The 22,352-nt window shown below is 49.7% G+C and carries 18 protein-coding genes and 1 pseudogene; 12 read left to right on the top strand and 7 right to left on the bottom strand.

Annotated features, from left to right (window positions below; translation table 11 throughout):
• The first annotated feature begins 137 nt into the window (after positions 1 to 137).
• The 9 genes from CPY98_RS03620 (at position 138) to CPY98_RS03660 (ending at position 12,105) form a co-directional block, all read left to right on the top strand.
• Positions 138 to 668 carry a hypothetical protein gene (locus tag CPY98_RS03620; RefSeq protein WP_096386384.1) on the top strand — a complete coding sequence of 177 codons (531 nt, stop codon included), beginning with the start codon at positions 138 to 140 and terminating at the stop codon, positions 666 to 668.
• On the top strand, positions 659 to 1,462 hold the full coding sequence (locus tag CPY98_RS03625; RefSeq protein WP_096386386.1) for a cellulose synthase operon protein YhjQ/BcsQ: 804 nt from the start codon (positions 659 to 661) through the stop codon (positions 1,460 to 1,462). Before CPY98_RS03620 ends, CPY98_RS03625 begins: the two co-directional genes overlap by 10 nt.
• On the top strand, positions 1,459 to 3,603 hold the full coding sequence (bcsA, locus tag CPY98_RS03630) for a UDP-forming cellulose synthase catalytic subunit (protein WP_052959214.1): 2,145 nt from the start codon (positions 1,459 to 1,461) through the stop codon (positions 3,601 to 3,603). Before CPY98_RS03625 ends, bcsA begins: the two co-directional genes overlap by 4 nt.
• Positions 3,600 to 4,316, top strand: a complete 717-nt coding sequence (locus CPY98_RS03635; RefSeq protein ID WP_096386389.1) for a cellulose biosynthesis cyclic di-GMP-binding regulatory protein BcsB — start codon at positions 3,600 to 3,602, stop codon at positions 4,314 to 4,316. Before bcsA ends, CPY98_RS03635 begins: the two co-directional genes overlap by 4 nt.
• On the top strand, positions 4,277 to 6,094 hold the full coding sequence (bcsB, locus tag CPY98_RS03640) for a cellulose biosynthesis cyclic di-GMP-binding regulatory protein BcsB (RefSeq protein ID WP_157743834.1): 1,818 nt from the start codon (positions 4,277 to 4,279) through the stop codon (positions 6,092 to 6,094). Before CPY98_RS03635 ends, bcsB begins: the two co-directional genes overlap by 40 nt.
• Positions 6,095 to 6,131: 37 nt before the next feature.
• On the top strand, positions 6,132 to 10,106 hold the full coding sequence (locus tag CPY98_RS03645) for a cellulose biosynthesis protein BcsC (protein WP_096386394.1): 3,975 nt from the start codon (positions 6,132 to 6,134) through the stop codon (positions 10,104 to 10,106).
• 4 nt (positions 10,107 to 10,110) lie between these two features.
• Positions 10,111 to 10,593 (top strand): cellulose biosynthesis protein BcsD, encoded by a 483-nt coding sequence (gene bcsD / locus CPY98_RS03650; RefSeq protein ID WP_025801599.1) that lies wholly within the window; start codon positions 10,111 to 10,113, stop codon positions 10,591 to 10,593.
• Positions 10,593 to 11,609, top strand: coding sequence for a glycosyl hydrolase family 8 (locus CPY98_RS03655; RefSeq protein ID WP_096386396.1), 1,017 nt, complete (start codon positions 10,593 to 10,595; stop codon positions 11,607 to 11,609). Before bcsD ends, CPY98_RS03655 begins: the two co-directional genes overlap by 1 nt.
• A gap of 274 nt (positions 11,610 to 11,883) precedes the next feature.
• Positions 11,884 to 12,105, top strand: a complete 222-nt coding sequence (locus CPY98_RS03660; RefSeq protein ID WP_025801597.1) for a membrane protein — start codon at positions 11,884 to 11,886, stop codon at positions 12,103 to 12,105.
• Between the two features lie 75 nt (positions 12,106 to 12,180).
• On the opposite strand, the gene CPY98_RS03665 is transcribed toward CPY98_RS03660, so the two are convergent.
• A complete protein-coding gene (locus CPY98_RS03665) occupies positions 12,181 to 12,372 on the bottom strand; it encodes a YaiA family protein (protein ID WP_096386398.1) in 192 nt (63 codons plus the stop codon).
• Between the two features lie 95 nt (positions 12,373 to 12,467).
• Complete coding sequence (locus CPY98_RS03670) at positions 12,468 to 13,388, bottom strand: LysR family transcriptional regulator (RefSeq protein WP_096388710.1); 921 nt, start codon at positions 13,386 to 13,388, stop codon at positions 12,468 to 12,470.
• A gap of 172 nt (positions 13,389 to 13,560) precedes the next feature.
• Between CPY98_RS03670 and lysA the strand changes: the two are divergent.
• The 3 genes and pseudogenes from lysA (at position 13,561) to hycA (ending at position 17,973) form a co-directional block, all read left to right on the top strand.
• Positions 13,561 to 14,822, top strand: a pseudogene (lysA, locus tag CPY98_RS03675) (diaminopimelate decarboxylase).
• Positions 14,823 to 15,050: 228 nt separating this feature from the next.
• Positions 15,051 to 17,198: a formate hydrogenlyase transcriptional activator FlhA gene (flhA, locus tag CPY98_RS03680; RefSeq protein WP_051874073.1), complete on the top strand. Its 2,148-nt coding sequence runs from the start codon at positions 15,051 to 15,053 to the stop codon at positions 17,196 to 17,198.
• A 310-nt stretch (positions 17,199 to 17,508) separates the two neighbouring features.
• The gene (gene hycA / locus CPY98_RS03685; protein ID WP_043491029.1) at positions 17,509 to 17,973 is read left to right on the top strand and encodes a formate hydrogenlyase regulator HycA; all 465 of its coding nucleotides are present in this window, start codon (positions 17,509 to 17,511) and stop codon (positions 17,971 to 17,973) included.
• Positions 17,974 to 18,383: 410 nt separating this feature from the next.
• Here the strand turns inward: hycA and hypE are convergent, their stop codons facing one another.
• The 5 genes from hypE to hypA are packed head-to-tail and all read right to left on the bottom strand — an operon-like array spanning position 18,384 to position 22,330.
• Complete coding sequence (gene hypE / locus CPY98_RS03690; RefSeq protein ID WP_025801591.1) at positions 18,384 to 19,412, bottom strand: hydrogenase expression/formation protein HypE; 1,029 nt, start codon at positions 19,410 to 19,412, stop codon at positions 18,384 to 18,386.
• A gap of 15 nt (positions 19,413 to 19,427) precedes the next feature.
• The gene (gene hypD, locus CPY98_RS03695; protein ID WP_025801590.1) at positions 19,428 to 20,543 is read right to left on the bottom strand and encodes a hydrogenase formation protein HypD; all 1,116 of its coding nucleotides are present in this window, start codon (positions 20,541 to 20,543) and stop codon (positions 19,428 to 19,430) included.
• A 13-nt stretch (positions 20,544 to 20,556) separates the two neighbouring features.
• Positions 20,557 to 20,853, bottom strand: coding sequence for a hydrogenase maturation factor HybG (gene hybG / locus CPY98_RS03700; protein WP_025801589.1), 297 nt, complete (start codon positions 20,851 to 20,853; stop codon positions 20,557 to 20,559).
• A complete protein-coding gene (hypB, locus tag CPY98_RS03705; protein WP_096386401.1) occupies positions 20,844 to 21,971 on the bottom strand; it encodes a hydrogenase nickel incorporation protein HypB in 1,128 nt (375 codons plus the stop codon). The genes hybG and hypB overlap by 10 nt, the downstream gene beginning before the upstream one ends.
• 17 nt (positions 21,972 to 21,988) lie before the next feature.
• Complete coding sequence (hypA, locus tag CPY98_RS03710; RefSeq protein ID WP_025801587.1) at positions 21,989 to 22,330, bottom strand: hydrogenase maturation nickel metallochaperone HypA; 342 nt, start codon at positions 22,328 to 22,330, stop codon at positions 21,989 to 21,991.
• Positions 22,331 to 22,352 lie beyond the last annotated feature (22 nt).

Raw genomic sequence — 22,352 nt, forward strand, 5'->3', positions numbered from 1 at the left:
ACGCAGAGCCGTCCGGCGCGAGCTGCCATCCTTCGTGATGGCTAGCCATGTGATAAAGCTCATCGTTCTCTGTGTTTATTAATGGCGAACATCTTCATTTTGCTGTTTTTCTAACATGATTATTTTGAGGTTTATTGATGAAAAGCTTGGATGATATCAAAGGCTTTAAGGAAAAAACGGGGTTAAGTAACTACAAAGTATTATCTGAATATAATGTAGAAAATTTACTGACCCCGTGGGCTATTATTGAAAAATTAAAAAATGAGAGTGAATTTCACTCTTCTATTATTTCAACCGTTGGCCTGTCTGATTTTTCAGATGTAACGGCTAAATCGACGATTAAAGAGAAAACGAATACAACTAAAATTAAAACGTATTCGACACCGACTCCAACGGCAAAAGTTTCTATCTCCGCTGGAGAGCATACGGATAACGGAATACCTTCTCAGTTTGAGGAGAGGCCGCACTTTATCTCAGAGAACACTGCTCGTCAGCCTGTTATTTCATCTCAATATATAACCCCTGAATTCGGTGAGGATAAAAAGCAGCGTTTTGAAGCGCTTTTTAATTCACGCGCTAAGAAAATCTCAAATCATACTGTTCGTGCTGATGAACAGCGTGAATTATCACTTAAAACACTCTTCGATAGGATTGCATCATGCCAATGATTTGTATTTGTTCTCCTCAGGGCGGAAGCGGTCGTTCGAGTTTGGCAGTCAATTTGGCAAGTGCCTATGCTCACCGAGGAAATAAGGTTTTACTGATTGATCTTAATGTGCAGAATTCATTGTTACTGCATTTTAATATCGGCGATGGTGTTGTTCAGGGGTTTGTGTCCAATATTGGCAATGAGCCAGACTGGACTCAATATATTCATAAAGTCGGCACGAATTTATATTTATTGCCTTATGGTGATGCAACGTTTCAACAGCATAATCATTTTGAATTTCTGCTTCATCAAGATCCTGCTTTAGTCGTACGTGGCTTAGAAAAATTAAACCTATTTCCTGGTTTAGTGGTAATCGTGGATATGCCGAGCGGGCCGCATATGGCACTGCGCCAAATACAACCCTTAGTCGATATGCATATTGTTATGCTTCAGCCTGATGGAATATCTCCCGCGCTGTTAAGTAAGCTTGAAGATAATCGTTTTCTAGATATGCCGCTGAATAAAAATGGTAGCCAATACTATGTGCTTAACCAGACCGATTCTCGTTATGAAATGAGCCATGATATTGAAATTTATTTCAAGCAAACCTTAAGCGATAGGCTGCTTGGCAATATTCATCGTGATAGCTCTGTTTCCGCTGCGCTAACCAGTCAAAAACAACTGCGGGAATATCGTCCTTCATCGGCGGCGCTGTTCGATATTGATTCAATTGAACAAAAAATCTCTGCACTGCTAGATATCACCGTGGGTGAGAACGGTGCCATGTTGAAATTGACCGGTAATCGCCCATGAAACGCACTCTGATTTCACTATTATCATTGCTGATACTGTTACCTATATCCGTTCTTATCATTTTTACGCCGATGTCTGCGCATAAGCAGTTTATCTTTGGCCTAATGATGATCGGTGTGCTGTTTATTTTAGGGCGTAGCCAGAATAAGAAAATCTCCACCACGTTAGTGGTGTTATCTCTACTGATGGCAACGCGGTATATCTACTGGCGGGCGACTTCAACCTTGTCGTTTAATTCTTGGATTGAGGCCGTGCTCGGATGGGGGCTTTTTGTTGCTGAGATTTATGCCTGGCTGATTATGGTGCTCGGCTACATGCAAACCATTTGGCCTTTAGAGCGTCAAATTGAGCCGTTACCAGACGATATGTCGCTATGGCCAACGGTAGATGTCTATGTTCCTACCTACAATGAAAGCCTCGATATTGTGCGCGATACGGTGCTGGCTGCCCAATGTATTGATTACCCAGCGGATAAGCTCAAAATTTATATTCTCGACGACGGCAAACGCAGCGAATTTGCGGTTTTCGCCGCCGAAGCCAACGTTGGCTACATCACGCGTTCTGATAATGCTCACGCGAAAGCGGGGAATCTGAATAAAGCCATGGCGAAAACCCACGGCGAATTAATCTGCATTTTTGACTGCGATCACGTAGCAACGCGCGGCTTCTTACAAGCGACAGTGGGAAGTTTTCTGCGAGATAAAAAACTGGCTCTGATTCAAACGCCGCACTATTTCTATTCTAAAGATCCGTTTGAACGGAATCTGCCTGCCGCCAACGATGCTCCTAACGAAGGGATGCTGTTTTATGGCCCCGTGCAAAAGGGCAATGACAATTGGAATGCGACGTTTTTCTGTGGTTCTTGTGCGGTTATCCGCCGTGAAGCGCTTGAAGAAATCGGTGGGTTTGCGGTTGAAACCGTTACTGAGGATGCGCATACCGCACTGAAAATGCAGCGTTTGGGCTGGGGTTCTGCCTTCCTTGGATTGCGCTTGTCTGCCGGTTTGGCTACTGAGCGATTAACTCTGCATGTTATTCAAAGAACGCGCTGGGCACGAGGGATGACGCAAATCCTGCGTTTAGATAACCCGCTGTTTGGTCGTGGACTTAAATGGCAACAGCGGTTGTGCTATCTCAACGCCATTCTGCATTTCCAGTATGGTTTGCCGCGTATCGCTTTCCTCACTGCACCACTGGCGTATTTATTGCTAAATCAGAACATTATTGCCTCTTCTGCCAGCATGATCTTCGCCTATTCATTACCTCATTTGGTGATGGCAACCGTGCTTAACTCTCGCTTGAACGGGCGTTATCGCTTCTCCTTCTGGGGCGAAGTGTATGAAACCGTGATGTGTTTCCACTTGGTTATTCCCACGCTGCTTACGCTGATTTCACCACGTCGCGGCAAGTTTAACGTGACGGACAAAGGCGATACGCTGGATCAGGAATACTTTGATAAGCATATCGTGATGCCGCATATCATAACTGCGGTGCTGGTTTTCTGCGGTGTCATTGCTGGTTTAGCGCGGTTTTTCTCCCTCAAATCGCTGGGTATTGAACCCTATGTGCTGCTGCTGAACGTGGCATGGGCTATTTATAGCTTGTTGATCCTATTAGCATCGATTGCGGTCGCCAACGAATCCAAACAGGTACGCAAAAGCATTCGTATCGATATCAAGATCCCCGCCGTGGTGCATTTTTCCAATGGTGCCAGCATCAGAACTGAAACCCGCGATCTCTCCATGGGCGGCGTTCAGTTGGTGAACCCGTCGCCAGCGTTAAAAGACCACGATGTCGAGGCAGTTGAACTTCTGCTGAATAATTCTGAAGTTTGTATTCCTGCGGTGAAAGTCTTCAGTAATGACCACAGCCTGCGTCTGCAATTTGGTGATGTTGGTTTGCATAAGCGCCGAGAGCTGGTGCGCGTTGTCTTGGCTCGTGCCGATGCGTGGTTGGAAACGCCACACGCGCCGGATCGACTATCGCACTCTATGAAAGGGGTGATCAGCAGCGCTGCTCGCCTGTGGGGCATTTTCTGGCGTGGTCGCCAGCGTAAACGGGCGGAAAAAGAGCTGGCTAAACAGCACGCGACGAAGCCACAAATGACAAAACAACAGGGTCATTCAGAGGTGTCGGCATGATGATTTCAATGGCCGCTATGCGACATTCACAGAATCGCCTGAGATTATTAGTAATTATCAGCAGCTTCTTTGCGCTGAATGCCTTTGCTCAGCCGCTCACGTCTGAACTATCTGCTTCGGAAAATGATTCATTTTTGGCGCTATCCTTGCCTCGCCCTGCGGAAACTGCGCCGGAGAATAAGCCGGAGCTGGAAGCATCACCGGTTATCGCCGACAGCCAGCCTGCTGCATTGGCTACGCCGGATGAGCAGTTGGCTACGCCAGATGAGCCGTCGGCTCCAGAAGGCGTAGAAGAGACAGAGGCAGAGCCGTCAGCCGAGGCGGCAAAGGCGTTAGAACAAACCAAAATCCATGGAACGTTATCATTGCGTGATGCGGGCATTATTGATGGATTGAAAATCGATGGGCATCAGACACAAAGCGGCTTCACGTTCACTTTACCCGGTGACAGGGTTATCACCAGCGCTCACCTGCTGCTGAAAATTAAAGTGTCCAATGAGTTAGTCGATGGTCAGCACTATTTAAATCTGATGCTGAATGGCCAAGATATGGGGCAACTGCCGCTGAGTCAGGCCGTGGATGATATCAACAGCTTTAATCTTGAAATACCGGCTCCGATGCTGGTTTCCGTGAATAATCTCAGCATCACGTTGGACAACAGTAAGGCGTTGCAGTGCGAAGTAAAAGTGATGTACGTTATCAACTACAGGTGATGCCCGATAGCCAGATCGATTATGAGGGACTGCGCTTAAATATTGCGCCCACCTTGTCTCGGTTTCCTTGGCCGTTTCTTGACACCTATGAGATGGGCCGCAGCCAAGTTGGGATGGTATTTACTGCGACACCTGACGCTGATGCTCTCACTGCTGCTGCGGTAGTCAGCGGCTATCTTGGCTATCATGCTGATTATAAAGGCGTTGATATTCCGGTGTCGTTAGGACGCTTGCCTGAAAGTAGCTCCATTGTATTTGCGCATGCAGGCGCCACTATCGGTGATTTTACTATCCCAGAACATGCGGGCGCGTCACTGTGGATTACCGATAATCCAAACAATCCCGTGTCTAAACTGTTGGTCGTGAGTGGGCACAATAAAAATGAGTTTTTGAGCGCCGCCTACGCGCTGACTCACAACACGTTGCCAGCAGGGGCTCTGTTGGAAAAGATTGCCCAACATAAAATTCCCGCACGTGTGCCTTATGATGCGCCTCGCTGGGTGAATACCGAGCGTCCAGTAACGCTGAGTAGCCTGATGAAGGACGACAGCAAACTGGTGGTTCGTGGCATAAACCATGAAAACATTCGTGTGGCATTTCGCGCCGCGCCCGATCTTTTCATGTGGGAAGGAAGCACGATACCCATTTCGATGGGCTATCACTTCCCGTCGAATGAGTGGCTTGATGAAGCGCACTCACTGCTGGGCATATCTCTCAACGGCCACTTTCTGCGAACGCTACCGGTGAATAAATCGGGGGCCATAGAAACCCTATGGCATACCTTGGGAGGCTATTCGCGTCAGGAGCAAAAAACGCTGCATATCCAGCCATATCAAATCTATGGCGATAATCAGTTTGAGTTTTGGTTCTCGGTAAAACCGAAGCCAGATGCACCGTGTCAGGTATTAAGTGACAACACAATTAAAAGCTTTATTAGCCCTGATTCGACCATCGATCTTAGCCATACCTGGCATTTTAGCGAATTGCCTAATCTGTCTTATTTCATCGGTGCCAGTTTTCCTTTCTCTCGTCAGGCAGATTTAGCCCAGACCGCTGTTTTGCTCGCCGAACATCCGCAAGAAACTGAAATAAGCACGCTGATGACGCTCATGGCGCGTAGCGGTAACGCGACCGGTGTAACGACCCACGGCATGCAGATTTACCTCGGCGACAAAGTTCTGCATCAAAATCCCCGTTTGCTCAAAGGCAAGGATCTGCTGGTAGTTGCCACCATGAGCCAGCGCTCTCTGTTACAGACATTGCTAGCGAAAAGTCCGTTTGAAACTCAAGAAGGACAGCTTCTATTACGCCCAATAAATTACTGGCAGCAGGCGCTGGCCTTCTTAAAAGGAGATTGGGGGCGCGATGGCAAAAGCGCAAACCGTTATCTTTCATACGCAGGAGAGTGGCGCGGCTTTATTAGCTATCAATCACCGTGGGATAAGGCGCGCAGCGTGGTCATTGCGACCGCTACGCAGGACGAACAGTTAGCGCTGCTTCCAGCCGATCTACGTAACCCAACCATCAATGCTGGCATTCGCGGCGATATTGCGATTATCGACAAAACCGATGGCGTCCACAGTTGGACCGTTGGCCCTCACTATGTCTCGGGGCAAATGCCGTGGTATCTGCAAATTATCTGGTATGCCAACCAGCACATTGTGGTGTTGGGGCTGATTTGTGCCTTGTTAGCAGGCGCTATGGGGCTACTGGCATACGCCTATCTCAAAAATCAGGCTGAACAACGTCTGAAGAATTTTATTGGACACCGCCGCTAGGGCATCACCCGCGAATGTAATATCTGACGGAATCATTATGAAAAACAATAAAGCCAGATTGCCCTTACAGCGACTGGGATTGACGGGGATATGCTTATTATCCTTGCCTTGGTTAGCTTCAGCGGCCGGTGGAGAGAACAGTGCTGTTCTCAGCCAATTATTTAATCAGGCGCAGTATTGGCATGAGCGCGGGCATCCTGACGATGCCAAAAGCGTGTTGAAAAAAGTCCTCAGCGTCGATCCAAATAACGCTGAAGCATTGTATTTGCTGGCACTTTATTCACTGCAGCAAGGGAATAAAACTGAATCATCGAAATGGAAGCAGCAGCTTCAGCAGGTGAGTCCAGACAGCGGGCGGTTACAGGATCTGGATGGTGAAACCACCGCAATGAAAATCGCGCCTACCAAGTTAGAAGATGCCAGACGTTTGGCCCGCAGTGGAAATCCTACCGGTGCGGCAGCGGCTTATGAGGCGCTCTTCAAAGAGGGGATGCCGGTATCTTCGCTGGAAAATGAATATTATCAGACGTTGGCAGCTATTCCAGAACGTCGCGAAGAGGCTATTCAGGCGCTGCAACAAAGGTATCAAAACGCACCGAACGACAGGAAAACCGCGCTGGCATTAGGGCAGATCCTGACCTATCAAGAGTCAAGCCGTCGGGACGGGATAGCTATCCTGAGTTCGTTAGGGGCTTCGTCGCCCGAAGCGGATAAAGCCTTGCGTCAGGCGCTGCTGTGGTTACACCCCAAAGCGGCGGATCGTGAGCTGTATGAGGCCTATCAGCAAGGGCATCCTGATGACGTGGAGCTTGCTCAACATTTCTCTAATAATGTCACCGGTAATCAAGTTGCCAGCGGTTTTGACACCGTTAATAAAGGCGATTTAAAAGACGCCAGCGCGGAGTTTCAGCGCGTGCTTGATGAAGATCCACATAACAGCAATGCGATCGGAGGATTGGGGATTATCGCTATGCGTCAGGGCAAATTTGCTCAGGCGCTGGATTATCTCAATCGCGCGGCGGCGGAAAAAGGGGCAGATAGCGCCAAATGGCAAGATTTGGCCAATAAGTCCCAGTTTTATCTCAAGTTAGATGCGGCTAAAGATCTGGCTCGCCAGTCAGATTGGAACGGAGCATTGGCGGCCAGCGAACCGCTTTTAAGCAGCAGCGGCGATGAGAAAATGGCGGTGGCGCTTTTTCGCGCCGACATTTTGCGCCGTAAAGGCGATTTAGCGGGAGCCGAGCAGGCATATCGGGCGCTGAGCGCCGGTGCCTCGACGCCTGATATTCAGAAATCGCTCTACTACGTGCTGAAAGCAGAAAATAAGTCTGATGAAGCGCTTGAACTGATGAAATCAATGCCGGCTTCATTCCAGCATCAGCTAGCCGAGCAGGGGCCGGTAAGCGTAGATCCATTACGCCACGAAGCAACCCGTGCGATGCAGGCAGGGGATACTTTGCAGGCAGAACGTCTACTTCGTCAGGCGATGGCTAAACAGCCAATGAACGTGTGGGTTCGTCTCGATCTGGCTAGAGCGCTGAAAAAACAAGGCGATGCGGCACAGGCTGAACAAGTTCTCGCGCCGGCGCTTCAGAGCCAAACCAACGACGGGATTTATGTTTTCGCGCTCTATCAGGCTGAAAACCAGCACTGGGATAGCGCGATAAGCCAAATCGACCGGATACCGCGCAATCACTGGAACGCGGACATCAAAGCACTACGTCGACGCGCGGCGTTCAATCAGGATTTGGCTCAGGCCGATTCACGACTGGCTCAGGGCGACAACGCTGGCGCAGCCGCTTTGTTACTGCCGTTGAGCCAGCTTGATATCAGCTCGCCTTCGGATGCAGGACATCTGGCTGCGAGTCTTTATCAAACTGGACAGACAAAACAGGCCGTTAGCGTAGTTCAACGCAATATGCGGTTAGGGGTAAAAGGCTCGGCGGGTGACTATGCTCAGCAAATTGACGTGCTGAATAAGGCTGGATTAACCCAAGAAGCGGATGCGTGGATGTCTAATCCGCTGGTGTTGTCGCGCAGTTCTGCGACCGATATCGAGCGCCTGAAGTCAGGAACCACCATCAGGGAAGTCGATCGTCTGCGTGAAGAGGGGCAATATTCTCGCGCATGGGATCTGCTGATCGTGAAACTTCATGACGATCCAAATAACACCGGATTGATGTTGGCGATGGCTCGCGTTTACCAATCGGGCAAAATGTTCAATGAATCTCGCCAGATCTACCAGCATATTTTGGGACGAAATAGCCAAAACAAAGAGGCTCGAATTGGTGCTATCAATCTAGCCTTAGCCGAAGGTGATAAGCAGCAGGCCACGCAGTTGTTCAGCCAACTGCCCGACGATAATACGCCAGAACATCTGCTGCTAGCGGCCAGAGTTGCGCGCAGCAACGGGGATTCTCGCACCGCGCTCGCCTTGCTGCGCAAGGCTAAAAGCCAGCTGCAAGGGCTCTCCGACGGTACTCACGGTTCGAACGCTACGATAAACGGTTTGCCAATAGCCGATAATCCATTTGTGGATGAAACTCCCGTTAGTGATGCTTTCAGAGATGACGGTCAACTGCCGTGGCAGCGGCAGGTTCGGACGTCTTTCTCTGCAAATGGGCAAGGAGCGGTGAAGTCCACGCAAACTATTGTGCAGGTCAGCAAACTGCTGGATGAAATGCGCGAAAAGTTGGCCTCTTGGACGGAGTCTGCGGTCAGCCTGCGTAGCCGCGATGGCGAAAGTGGATTAGGTGCATTGACTGAAACGAAAACTTCGCTGGCCTTTTCAACGGTACCGTTCTGGGAGTCTCGGCTTAAATTCTCAGTGACTCCGGTGATGCTCAATGCTGGAAGCTCATCAGGGCAGTCAAATAACCGCTTTGGTACCGGTGCTTTACAGCAGGCTACGGCCGCGTGGAAAGCTACGCAGGAATCACTCAAAGCGTCAGGAGAGTCGGTCGACGCCGCGAATGCTGCACGGAAAGCCTTGGCGGATAAGTCTGCGGCCAGAATTAAAGCCTGTCAGGATCCAACATCAGCCTCCTGTGAAATTGCGATGCGCGAAGAAACCGATGCGCAAGATGCCTACAATTTGGCTCAACAACAGATCATTCAACCTAAGCAATATGGGCCAGATGATTTCACCGCTAACTCCACTGGTTCACAGCGACGCAGCGGGGCTGAAATAGCACTTTCGTTGTCGGGCGACAACTATCAGGCGGATATCGGAACGACGCCGTTGGGGCAAGATTCCAACCGTCTATTAGGTGGGCTGCGTTGGTCGCCTACCATTGCGGGCAACACGCAGATGACGATGAACGTTGAACGTCGAGCGGTGACTGATAGTCTGCTGTCTTACGTTGGGGCAAAGGATAAATACAGCGGAAAATCTTGGGGTGCGGTCACGAAGACCGGTGGCGGCGTAAGCCTAAGCTATGACGATGGACAGGCCGGTGCCTATGGTGGCGCGTCCTATTATCAGTATCAAGGTAACAACGTCGCTGATAATAGTGCGGTCATTGGCAACGCGGGGATCTACTTCCGTCCGCTGCATTTAGACGACCGTGAACTCAAAGTCGGCGTTAACGCTGACTATATGAATTTCTCCAAAAACTTAAGTAATTTCAGTTTTGGTCAAGGTGGTTATTTTAGTCCACAGGATTACATCAGTATTTCACTTCCAATTGAATACAGCCGAAATGCAGGGAACTGGGACTATAAATTATCGGGTTCCGTTGGCTATCAATCTTATTCACAGAAGCAAAGTGATTATTTCCCTACGCGCCCAGATTGGCAAAATAATCTCGATTGGCTGGTGGATGAGGGCTATGGCAGAGAATCACATTATGCGGCTAAGAATAGTACTGGCGTAAGTTATAACACCAAGCTGCAAGGTAATTATAAGTTTAGCCCGCAATTATCCGTGGGTGGTCAGGTTGGTTATGACACTGTGGGTGAATATTCGGAAGCAACGGCTCAACTCTACTTTAAATATCTTCTGGACAATTAACACGATGACTAATCTGACCATAAATCCGGTGCTGAGAAAATATCATCGCCAACAGCAGTACGTGGCGGGGTGGCAGGATCTGAGCGCATTGTTTTTCTCCGGCATATTACAAACTGCGGAAAGCGAAGATGGCAGGGCTTTTCTGCATATGATTGGCGAGAATCTCGCGCGCCGATTTCCGCTTGGCGACGTGCAGACACTGGGTGAGCTTGAAGACGGTGCCAATGCGGTATTGAGTCACTTCGGCTGGGGCATCGTGAATATTGATGCCGATGAACAGGGTATTAATTTACGCCATCAAGCGTGGCCCTATGCCACTGAAGCTGACGATCCCGAGCTGTGGCTGGCCGGTTTCTCCGCTGTGCTTGAAGGATGTTGGACAACGTGGATGCAAACTCAGGGTGCCATGAGCGAATTTGTCACCTTTCTAACGTATGGCGGTGAAAACGCTTTAAATTTCAGGTGCCAATATAAGGATAAAGAATAATGAAGAGAATTAACTGGACGAGAGTTAGTCTATTATTGCTGTGTTTAATAACGTGGCAAACGCAGGCTGAAAGCTTGGGCTGGAGCGAATATAAACAGCATTTTATTTTGCCGGAAGGGCGCGTTGTTGATAATGGCAACAATCAAATTAGTCATTCTGAAGGTCAGGGATATGGAATGATTTTAGCGGATGTTTATGATGATAAAGAAACCTTTGACCAGCTATGGAATTGGACTAAATCTCATTTGCAGCGCCAGGATAATAGCTTATTTTCTTGGCGCTATGATCCGCAAAAGCATCAGGTAAGCGATCGTAATGATGCGACCGATGGTGACGTTCTGATTGGCTGGGCGTTATTACGTGCGGGGCAGCATTGGAATAATCACGATTATTTACTGGCGTCTGAAAACATCCAGCGTTCATTATTACGTTCCGCTATCGTTACGTGGTCTGATAAACACGTTATGCTGCCGGGCGTTGATGGTTTTAAACACCCAAACTATATCAACCTTAATCCATCGTATTTTATCTTCCCTGCGTGGAACGATTTCTATCACTACTCACATAGCCAGCAATGGAAAACATTAATCGACGATGGATTAGTGCTGTTAGCCGATATGCGTTTTGGCGAATATCGATTACCAACGGATTGGGTAGCAATGCAAAAGGACGGAAAACTATCTCCGGCGGAAGGATGGCCCGCCCGCTTCAGCTACGATGCGGTGCGTATTCCGCTATACCTCAACTGGTATAGCAAGAAGCTGCCGCAAAACACGATATTTACCGACTACTGGGGAACGCTGCCGGCTGCAAATACGCCTGCATGGGTTGATATAGGCACTCACGTGGTGGCGGAATATCCGCTGTCGCCAGGAATGCGCGCTGTGAGATATTTAGCCACCGGAGATATGTGGCAAGTTTCGGAATCATTAGAGTCTAACGAAGACTACTATTCTGCCAGCCTTAAACTCTTGGCTTTGGCCGCCAGCCGTGAGTGCTGCGCTAAATCAAGCTAAAGAGCGTATGGATAATCCTATAGGGTAGCGCTGAAGTTCACCCTATAGATGAACATCATTGTGCGGATTTCTAGCTCGTTGCTAAATAAGCCCTTTAAAAAGGTGTTCAAACAACGGTTCAACAACATAGTTTCTCCTTATTTAAGTGCTTTCCCACACACTCTTTACAATCCAAATACTTTGCAATTATTCATCATCACTTTATATCTTTGCTGGTGATACTGTCTTATCCGTCAGCATAGAGATTTAGAGCATTCGCTCATCGAGGCATATCATGAAAAAATTAATTGGTGTAGCGTTGGTTGCGGCGCTGCTCGCCGGATGTGCGACCAACTCACCTTGCGTACCGGTCTATGATTCTCAAGGTCGTTTGGTGCATACCGATACGTGCATGAAGGGCACGACTCAGGATAACTGGGAAACGGCTGGTGCCATTGCCGGTGGGGCCGCAGCGGTTGCGGGTTTAACGTTGGGTATTATCGCGTTAACGAAATAACGGTGTTATTGCCGACGATGACATAAAAAAACTCAGCCTATTGGCTGAGTTTTTTTATGTGTAAACACAAACATATTATCTTTTCTTTTCATCTTCATAGCGACGCTTAGCGTCTAACGCTTCTTGGTGTGTTGGGTGCTCGCTAATCAGCGTATTGGGGCGCGGATGGTCTGCTCGTAATTCATACCAAATTTCCGTTGCGCCCTGCGTACCTTTTCTTACTTCTACAATGTCTGCATGTCTTGGATAGGGTGGTTTACCTGCCATTTGAGCTCCTTACTATCAGGTGAAATCGGCGTTGTCGCTGTTTTCAGTATAGTCAAAGAGGGAAAGTGGCTAGAGAAAACCGATTATTCTTAGCGTCAGCGCGATGGTTTAGCGAGGCGTTGGCACACCTCGGCAATGTAGCCTTCAAGATGGCGAATAAACGCGCTTACCAACACGGATGACGGGCGATGCTTGGGAAGAATTAAGCTCACGGTGAAAGGAACCTCAATGCTAAAAGCACGGATTTCAACGCCTTGCCCAACGAAATCGAGTGCGGTCAATGGATTCACAATAGAAATACCCACGCCTTGGCGAACCATCGCACAAATGGATGCGGCGCTGTGCGTCTCTACCACCATTTGGCGGTTTACCTGTTCGCGGTGAAACAGTGCATCAAGCGTCTGACGGTAGCTATCGTTAGGTGAAAGGCTGATGTAGCGCTGGTTTTCAAAGTCCTTTGGTGCCAGACGAGCTTTGCCGAGTAAAGAATGCCCGCTGGGGAGAACGCAAACTTCGTTGAACGTGGCTAGAGTCTGGCGCTCGGTACCGGGCGGCGTGTAGGTGTTTTCGGTCAGGCCAAGGTCATAGCGTTGGGCAGAGAGCCACTCTTCTAATAGAGGAGACTCCTGTGGGATCACGTTCAAACTCACGTCTTGGTGTTCACTCAAAAACGTGCGGCAAACATTCGGTAACAGCGACTGTGAGAATGCGGGCAGGCACGCGACGGAAAGCTGTGCTTGTTGGAACTGGCGAATATGTTTGGCGGCATCAACGATACGCTCGATGCCGTAGTAGGAGCGTTGTACTTCTTCAAACAGTTGAAGCCCTTGCGCAGTGGGTCTTAGGCGACCGCGCACCCGATCAAACAACGGCATTTGCAGCAGTTTCTCAAACCGAGCCAGCTCGCGGCTTACCGTGGGTTGTGATGTGTTGAGCAGCGCTGCGGCCTCGGTCAAATTCCCCGTGGTCATTACGGCGTGAAAAATTTCGATTTGGCGCAGGGAAATGGCAGGCATAGACAGCGGCGTAGTTAGCGGCATGGTCAGCGGGCTCCAAAGATGAACGGCCTATATCATAAATGAATAGACTTACCCTAAATAGATATTTTATTTAAGGCATGGGCAGTGGCAATAATCGGAGAACAACATCAAGCAACATAAAAAATAGACTGACCGCAAAGAGGATCTCATGCCACGTTCCCTAAATGATCACACTACCGCGCTGAATATCGATAATCTGATGGCGCTACCGCAGCGCTTTGGCTGCCCCGTATGGGCTTATGACGGCGATATTATTAAGCAACAGATTGAAAAACTGCGTGAATTTGATGTGATCCGCTTTGCGCAGAAAGCCTGTTCTAATATTCATATTTTACGTTTGATGCATGAACAAGGCGTCAAGGTTGATGCGGTTTCATTAGGTGAAATTGAACGTGCGCTGATGGCTGGTTTTCAGCCGGGTGGAAATCCAAGCCAAATCGTCTTTACCGCTGATGTGTTAGACGAAGCCACTCTAGCGCGCGTTGTTGAACTGAATATTCCGGTTAATGCCGGTTCAGCCGACATGCTTACCCAACTGGGGGAGCGCTCGCCGGGTCATCCGGTGTGGCTGCGTGTGAATCCGGGGTTTGGTCACGGCCATAGCCAGAAAACCAATACGGGCGGCGAGAACAGCAAACACGGAATCTGGTTCGAAGAGCTGCCGCAGGCGCTCGCGCTGATCAAGCGTTATGATTTGCAGCTGATTGGTTTGCACATGCATATCGGCTCGGGCGTGGATTACCAGCATCTGGCACAGGTTTGTGACACCATGGCGCGCCAAGTGATCGAACTCGGCCACGACATTCAGGCTATTTCAGCGGGTGGCGGCTTATCTATCCCTTATCAGCAGGGCGATGAATCTATCAATGTGTCGAACTACTATGCGCTGTGGAACGACGCTCGCGAACGTATCGCACGCCATCTTGGTCATCCAATACATCTTGAGATTGAGCCAGGGCGCTATTTAGTGGCGGAGTCCGGCGTTTTAGTGGCGCAGGTTCGTTCGGTTAAAAATATGGGCAGCCGTCATTTTGTTCTGGTTGATGCCGGTTTTAATGACCTGATGCGCCCAGCTATGTATGGCAGCTATCACCATATTTCTCTCATGCCAGCAGACGGGCGTGATGTGAGCGAACAACCGCTGATTGAATCTGTTATTGGCGGCCCTCTTTGTGAGTCCGGCGACGTATTTACGCAAAAGGCGGGGGGGAAGTGGAAACGCGTGCGCTTCCAGCGGCACAGGTCGGAGACTATTTAGTGTTCCATGATACCGGCGCTTACGGTGCATCGATGTCTTCAAATTATAATAGCCGTCCGCTATTGCCTGAGGTGTTATTTGAAAACAATCAGCCACGTTTAATTCGCCGCCGTCAGACGATTGAAGAGTTACTCGCTTTAGAAATTATGTAAACTTGTCCTCGTCATACTTCAAGCAACTTGTATTACTCGGGTATAGTGCTAAGAAGTTTCATGAGCGTTAGCAATTTGTTGACGCACATGTTTAAAGAATAATAGTTATTATTTACTCTGATATCATTAGCATTAATTGCCATATTTAACCGTTTAGATCATATCTATCCGACCTTCGCTTCCCGTAGAATAACGGTCCTAATCATTTCACGCGCATCATCTTCAGTTATGAATACCGTCAAAATACAGTCTTCAACCAGAATGAATCCGGTCTGGCAGGATATGCTGCATCAGGCTACACAAACGCTGCTTGCGCAGCGCACGCTTTTTGAGCTGATGCGGGCTCTTCACGGCTTGTCATTTTCCGTTATTCGTTTTGATCGCGTGAATATTTTGCGTCTTGATCCTTTGCATAATCGTATTACTCACTACGGTTATGACCCTGAAAGCAAACAAATGCGGTGCTCTAATGACGTGTTGTTAGCGGAAGGGCCAGGGGGAAAAGTCTGGGCCGATCAGCAGCCTATTTGTTGCCGACGCGATGTATTTGTTCAGCAATTTCCACAGGTGTCTGAACTCGCTCAGTACCGTGATTTAAACGTCTATTATCAGCTGCCGCTGACCACGCCGCGCCAAAGATTAGGCGGTATTGAATTTATTAAACACGGCGATCAGCAGTTCAGCGAAAGCGAACTGGCGCTGGCGCAGCCGTTGGCCGAAGTGGTTGCTAGCGTATTAGAAAATATTCTTGAGCGTGAACATGTTCAGCTTGAGGAAGAGAGCCTGCGCCGCGAGCGCGATCACTACCGCATCTTGGTGGATGTCACGAATGCCGTGACGTCTAAGCTTGATCTTGATGGGCTGGCTGGAGAGGTTTCCAAAGAGATCCATCGTTTCTTCGGGATCGACTATATCGGCCTGTCCGTTTTTGATGAGCAGGAAGATCGCTTTAAAGCCTATGTCGCCTGCTACCAAAGTGGAAAGCCGGTGCTGCGTGAGCAAAAATATCTGCCGTTGGAAGGTTCTCTTGCCCAACAGGTGGTGCAAAGCGAAGAGATGTTGCTGATGGATTTGCAGGACTCCACGCGCCTCGCTCCGCAGGATCGCCAGCTAGCGCAAATGCTTGCGTTTGGTCATCAGACCATCTGCCAACTGCCTCTGGTCTTTGGTAATAAAGTGTTGGGCGTTCTGAAGCTAGCGCAGTGCCAGCCCGCGATATTCAGTGATAATAATCTTAAGCTGCTGCGCCAAATTGCGGCACGTATCGCCATCGCGGTAGATAACGCGCTGGCTTACGGTGAAATATCGCGCCTAAAAGATAGCTTGGTGCACGAGAATCGATATTTAACCGAACAAATTCGCCAAGACAGTGACTTTGGTGAAATCGTTGGCCAAAGCGCAGCGATTAAAAGCGTGTTGGAACAGGTTGAAATGGTGGCGTCGAGCGACTGTAGCGTGTTGATTCTTGGCGAAACAGGCACAGGTAAGGAATTGATCGCTCAGGCAATTCATAACCTCAGCACGCGCAATCAAAAGCGCATGGTTAAGATGAACTGCGCGGCGATCCCCAGCGGCCTGATGGAAAGTGATTTATTCGGTCATGAGAAGGGCGCTTATACCGGCGCAACCTCACAGCGAATGGGGCGTTTTGAGCTGGCGAATAAGAGCTCGCTATTTTTGGATGAGGTGGGTGATATCCCGCTTGAGCTTCAGCCGAAATTGCTGCGCGTATTACAAGAGCGAGAAATTGAGCGACTCGGCGGAAATAAAATTATTCCGGTTGATGTACGCCTGATTGCCGCGACCAATCGCGATCTGAAACAGATGGTGCTGGATCGTGAATATCGCAGCGATCTTTATTATCGCCTTAATGTTTTTCCGATCGTGATCCCACCGCTGCGTGAACGCCCTGAAGATATTCCGCTGCTGGTGAAATTCTTTACGCGCAAAATTGCTAAACGTATGAATCGCACCATCGATAGTATTCCTACGGAAACCATCCGGATGCTGTGCGATTTACCGTGGCCGGGTAATATCCGCGAACTGGAAAATATCATCGAGCGCGCCGTTATCTTAACGCGCGGACCGGTATTAAACTTGCAACTCAATGAGCTGCAATACCACCTGTCACCGCCGTTAGTGCATAAGCCTGCACAAGCGACGCCTTCTTCATGGCCTGTGACACCGGCTGCGGGAAAAGCGCCACACGCGCCCGCACAGGGCGGTGAATCCAGCGAGCGCGAACGTATTTTAGCAGCACTGCGCGAATCTAACGGGATTGTGGCTGGCCCTCGAGGTGCAGCGGCACGGCTTGGACTAAAACGCACCACGCTGATTTCGCGCATGCAGCGCTTGGGCATTTCTGCGAAGGACTAAAACCTCTCTTCTTACGGGCGAAAACTCAGTGTTTTCGCCCGTGTCATAGTGTCGACACAAGTGTCGAAACGTCATCACTCGCCAGAACCATCCCGCCTGTTTATCTTGTCACTTTGAATGATTAATTCCCGTAATTATCTGAATAACATTGGTTATTTAATTATTTTATTTATTGGCACGGATTATGCTTTTGTAGTGATTGAAACGCTCAACGCTGCCGAATGTCGGCCTGATTGAGCGTCAAACAATCAGTGGGGCGATGCCCTAGGTAACACACTCCAACCCACAATGTGGAGCGAGGCAAAGAAGTATGAAGGTCAGCGAATTAACCGAAAAGTCGCTTTATATCCATGACAAAAATGAAAAATTAATGGCGCAATGGGCTCTGTATAAAAGCAGCCTGATCAAAGCCGCAACCTCTTCCAAGCTGAAGATTTTTCATGAGTTCAGCTGCGGTGATGGTGACAGCGTTAACTTCACGGTGTTTGATCACTTTATGGTTGAAGTGAAGCTGGCAGATGAGTTTTACAGCAAAAAGATCCAGTATGGCCTGCGCATGAACGATGAGCAGGGCGAAGATCATTTTGTGGAAATTAGCCATTCAACCATCGATGAGAATGGTCAGATTGATGGCAAGGTTAACAACCGTTCGATGGATGCCGTGTTGGAACACTATCTGGATAAAATCCACGATCTGTATGAAACCTTGTATCAAGCGATGAATACTAACCAGCCGGTACGAGAATTACTGGTAGGAAAGTTAGGCGCTCAGTGATTAATACCTCTCTTCTTTTACTGAGGAGAGAGTTACCCCACCCCAACCCTCCCCTTCGCAGGGGAGGGAGCAGCTTAGTGTTCGATATTAATTCAGCGCTCGATCGGCTAATGGGAGGTTAACCCCTCCACACCTCCCCTTTGCAGGGAAGGGGGCTGTGTAGATTTCGATATTAATTCTGAGCTCGATCGGCTAATGGGAGGTTAACCCCTCCACACCTCCCCTTTGCAGGGAAGGGGGCTGTGTAGATTTCGATATTAATTCAGCGCTCGATCGGCTAATGGGAGGTTAACCCCTCCAAACCTCCCCTTTGCAGGGGAGGGAGCAGCTTAGTTTTCGATATTAATTCTGAGCTCGATCGGCTCCTCCCCCTGAGAAGGGGGAGGTTGGGAGGGGGACAATCACGAATCTCAACAAATTCTTGGCAGCGGCTCACTATGCGGTAAATCTAGCAGACGAGAGGTGCCATACATTCCGGTTAGGCGCACTTGTTTCCCTTCAGTCACCACGCCAATCGTTGCAGCGTCCACACCCAATGGATGCAGATGTAAGCTATCAAGCACCGCTTGTTCAGCCTCTGGCGCAACGGCTATCACCAGCTTTCCTTCGTTAGCAAAATTCAGCGGCTCTAACCCTAAGAGTTCACAGATACCGCGCACCGCGCTTTTTACCGGCAGTAATTGCTCGATAACATCGATGCCGCAGCCGCTCGCATTAGCGAACTCATGCATAATGGCGGTCACGCCACCGCGAGTTGCATCACGCAGTGCTCGAACGCCAGGGATATTACGCAGCGGCGCAATCAGCGGAGCCAGTACCGCGCAATCACTGGTGAGCTCAGCCTCAAGCCCTAACTGCTCGCGCAGATTTAGGATCGTGGCACCGTGATCGCCGAGTGTGCCGCTGACGATCAGTTTGTCACCGGGCTGGATCTCAGACGTTCCCCAGTGAATATCGTTCGGGATCGCGCCGATACCGGCAGTGTTGATAAAGATCTTATCCGCCGCGCCGCGCTGAACCACTTTGGTATCGCCAGTGACAATCTGAATATTTGCCGCACGCGCAGTCGCCGCCATGCTACGCACGATCTTCTCCAGATCGACCAGCGGTAACCCTTCTTCAAGAATAAAGCCACAGGAGAGATATTTTGGCTGAGCGCCACTTACCGCCAGATCGTTGGCGGTACCGCATACGGCCAGCTTGCCAATATCGCCACCGGGGAAAAATATTGGATCGATCACGTAGCTATCGGTGGTGAAGGCCAAGCGATCGCCGTGCTGGTTGAAAACACTTAGCGGCAAACGCGCCTGATCTTCACGTTCATCTAAAGCGGGATTGCTAAACAGGGGCAAAAACAGCGTATCAAGCAGTTGCTGCATCGCACGGCCACCGCTGCCATGCGCCATCGTTATCACATCATCTTTAGACCATTCACTCATTCTTCGTACCTTCTCTTATTCAAGCCCACGACGATATTGATAGAACGCCGCACAGGCTCCTTCAGAAGAAACCATCAGCGCACCAAATGCGTTTTGCGGATTACAGCCAACGCCAAACAGAGGACATTCGGCCGGTTTGCAGCGACCGGTAAGTACATCGCCGCAGCGCGCTCTGGGATCATCGGCGACTTTCTGCTCTTGCGGATGGAAGCGTAATTCAGCATCAAACTGAGCATACGCAGGGCTTAAGCCTACGCCGGAATGGGCTATTTCGCCTAAACCGCGCCATTCGCTGCTTTCTTTGGTAACGAATACTTCATCCAAGACCTTCTGCGCGATTGCGTTGCCGTGATCGGGAACGATGCGGCGGTATTGATTCTCTACGCTACAGCGTTCTTCGGCAATTTGCGCCACCAGCATGTCCAGCGCTTGCAAAATATCGAGCGGCTCAAAGCCGGTGATAACCAAAGGCTTATGGAAATCTTCGCAGATAAACTCATAGGGATGAGCGCCAATGACCATGCTGACATGGCCGGGTGCGAGGAAGCCGTCGATGCGTACATCCGGCTGCTGCAATAGGCTGCGCAGCGTAGGCGTGATCGTAATGTGCTGGCAGAAAACCGAGAAGTTTTTTAAACCCAGCGCTTTTGCCTGTTGCAAAGTGACCGCGGTGCTTGGCATCGTGGTTTCAAAACCAAGGCCGAAGAACACCACTTCTTTGTCTGGATTCTGCTGCGCCAGCGCAAGGGAATCCAACGGGGAATAAACGATGCGAACGTCAGCGCCTTTGCGTTTGGCATCCAGCAGAGAACCGTGGCGCCCAGGGACGCGCATGGCATCGCCAAAGGTACAAAAAATCACGTCCGGCTGGCTGGCAATTTCGACACACTCGTCAATGCGGCCCATTGGCAGAACACAAACGGGGCATCCGGGACCGTGAACAAACTCGATCTCCGGTGGCAGCAACTGATCTAAGCCAAATTTGAAAATAGCGTGAGTATGTCCGCCACAAACTTCCATCAGTTGAAGAGGAAGTTTGCAGTGTGAAGGTAAGGTTCGAACCCGTTCTGTAATCCGCTGAACCAGCTTTTTCGCTAGCTCAGGATCGCGGAACTCATCAACAAACTGCATATCTCATACCACCTTACTTTTCACTGACCTGAGGAGCGGGTTCGCCGTTACGCAGGAAATAGCCCACGTCCTCTTCAACTTCTTGCATGGCCATTAACGCATCCAGCGTATCTTTGGCTTCGGCTTCATCGAGAATGCTCATGGCAAAACCAACGTGAACCAGCACCCACTGCCCAAGCATCTCTTGAGGTGAGCCTTCACAGACCAGCGCGATATTGACTTCGCGCTTCACGCCACACACGTCAACCATGGCCATTTGATGAATATCATCGCCAACGGCAACGACCTGACCTGGAATTCCTAAGCACATACGTTTGTCTCCAACCATGCAAGCCAAGCATCCATTCCTTCACCGCTGGTGGCGGAAAGTTGGATAACGGTGATCTGTGGATTAACGCGTTTTGCATTGGCAATGCAGGCTTCAACGTCAAAGTGCAGATACGGCAGCAGATCGATTTTATTAATAATCATCAGTGAAGAGGCCGCGAACATATGCGGATATTTCAGCGGTTTGTCTTCGCCTTCGGTAACGGACAGCACGGCAACTTTATGACGTTCGCCAAGATCGAAGCTAGCTGGACACACCAAGTTCCCAACGTTCTCAATAAACAGCAGGCTGCGGTCTGGTAGATTCAGGCGATGCATCGCGTCGTGCACCATTTGTGCATCCAAGTGGCAGCCTTTACCGGTGTTCACCTGAATAGCCGGAACGCCGGTTGCGCGAATACGCTCTGCGTCATTGGTCGTTTGCTGATCGCCTTCAATCACGGCGCAACTGTATTGATCGGCAATGCGCTTGAGGGTTTCCGTTAGCAGCGTTGTTTTGCCTGAGCCAGGGCTTGAGACCAAATTCAGTGCGGCAATATGCTGCTGGGTAAAATGCTCACGGTTGTGCTCGGCCAGATGGTTATTTTTGCCGAGAACGTCTTGCTCAATTTGCAGCATACGGCGTTGGGTCATGCCGGGCGCATGGCTACCTGCCTCGCCTTTACCGTAGTGCAGATCGTTATCTTGCTGTTCTGGCGTAAATTTTTCGTCGTGTTTATCGAGATGCTTTTCTAGGCGCTTTTCTGCGTGCTTATTTTTGCTCTTATTCTTGTGTTTATGCTTGTGGTCGTGAAGATGCAGTTCAGCATCAGAGGCAAGTACGTAGTTATAGTGATGATGATGTACGTCGCCGGTGTGATGATAATGGTGGTGCACGACGACGGTCTGAGGGTGTTCATCCTGCGCGTGCTGATGTTGATGCCCATGGTGATGAGCGTGCTCATGCTCATGATGACCATGTTCGTGGCTGTGATCATGCCCGTGTTCATGACCATGGTGATGGTCGTGATGGTGCCCGTGCTCATGATGATGGTTGTGATCGTGATGATCGTCGCCTTCAATGCGCTGTTCGCCAGCCGCGCAACCGCAAGTAGTACACATAAATTCTCTCCCGAAAACTATTCGATTTCGATTTGTTTGATTTGCATGCTGTCGCCGCTGTCCACGCGCAGATTATGGCTCTGGCAATGTGGGCATCCTGCGTCATGCGCTGATACGGTAATGGCCTGACTACAATCCCAGCACCAGGCTTGAGCTGGTTGGGTGGTGATGTGCAGCGCACATCCCTCGGCCACGCTGCCACGGCAGACGATTTCAAAGCAAAAATGTACGGCGCTCTCTTCAATACATGAGAGTGCGCCAATCTCCAGCCATACACCGGTTACGCGCTTCACGTTGTTGGCTTGAGCCTGCTGTTCGATGATGTCAAATGCGCTCTGGCATAGGGTTAGTTCATGCATAGTGGTTATCTTATTTTTTATG

It is taken from the genome of Hafnia sp. CBA7124, assembly GCF_002355555.1.
Taxonomy (GTDB): Bacteria; Pseudomonadota; Gammaproteobacteria; order Enterobacterales; family Enterobacteriaceae; genus Hafnia; species Hafnia alvei.

Coding starts and splice junctions, on each gene's coding strand:
- CPY98_RS03655 (WP_096386396.1), top strand. CDS start 10,593: ATGAAGAGAATTAACTGGACGAGAGTTAGTCTATTATTGCTGTGTTTA.
- flhA (WP_051874073.1), top strand. CDS start 15,051: ATGAATACCGTCAAAATACAGTCTTCAACCAGAATGAATCCGGTCTGG.
- CPY98_RS03620 (WP_096386384.1), top strand. CDS start 138: ATGAAAAGCTTGGATGATATCAAAGGCTTTAAGGAAAAAACGGGGTTA.
- bcsA (WP_052959214.1), top strand. CDS start 1,459: ATGAAACGCACTCTGATTTCACTATTATCATTGCTGATACTGTTACCT.
- hybG (WP_025801589.1), bottom strand. CDS start 20,853: ATGTGCTTAGGAATTCCAGGTCAGGTCGTTGCCGTTGGCGATGATATT.
- CPY98_RS03625 (WP_096386386.1), top strand. CDS start 659: ATGCCAATGATTTGTATTTGTTCTCCTCAGGGCGGAAGCGGTCGTTCG.
- hypD (WP_025801590.1), bottom strand. CDS start 20,543: ATGCAGTTTGTTGATGAGTTCCGCGATCCTGAGCTAGCGAAAAAGCTG.
- hycA (WP_043491029.1), top strand. CDS start 17,509: ATGAAGGTCAGCGAATTAACCGAAAAGTCGCTTTATATCCATGACAAA.
- bcsD (WP_025801599.1), top strand. CDS start 10,111: ATGACTAATCTGACCATAAATCCGGTGCTGAGAAAATATCATCGCCAA.
- hypE (WP_025801591.1), bottom strand. CDS start 19,412: ATGAGTGAATGGTCTAAAGATGATGTGATAACGATGGCGCATGGCAGC.
- CPY98_RS03645 (WP_096386394.1), top strand. CDS start 6,132: ATGAAAAACAATAAAGCCAGATTGCCCTTACAGCGACTGGGATTGACG.
- CPY98_RS03670 (WP_096388710.1), bottom strand. CDS start 13,388: ATGCCTGCCATTTCCCTGCGCCAAATCGAAATTTTTCACGCCGTAATG.
- CPY98_RS03660 (WP_025801597.1), top strand. CDS start 11,884: ATGAAAAAATTAATTGGTGTAGCGTTGGTTGCGGCGCTGCTCGCCGGA.
- hypB (WP_096386401.1), bottom strand. CDS start 21,971: ATGTGTACTACTTGCGGTTGCGCGGCTGGCGAACAGCGCATTGAAGGC.
- CPY98_RS03635 (WP_096386389.1), top strand. CDS start 3,600: ATGATGATTTCAATGGCCGCTATGCGACATTCACAGAATCGCCTGAGA.
- hypA (WP_025801587.1), bottom strand. CDS start 22,330: ATGCATGAACTAACCCTATGCCAGAGCGCATTTGACATCATCGAACAG.
- CPY98_RS03665 (WP_096386398.1), bottom strand. CDS start 12,372: ATGGCAGGTAAACCACCCTATCCAAGACATGCAGACATTGTAGAAGTA.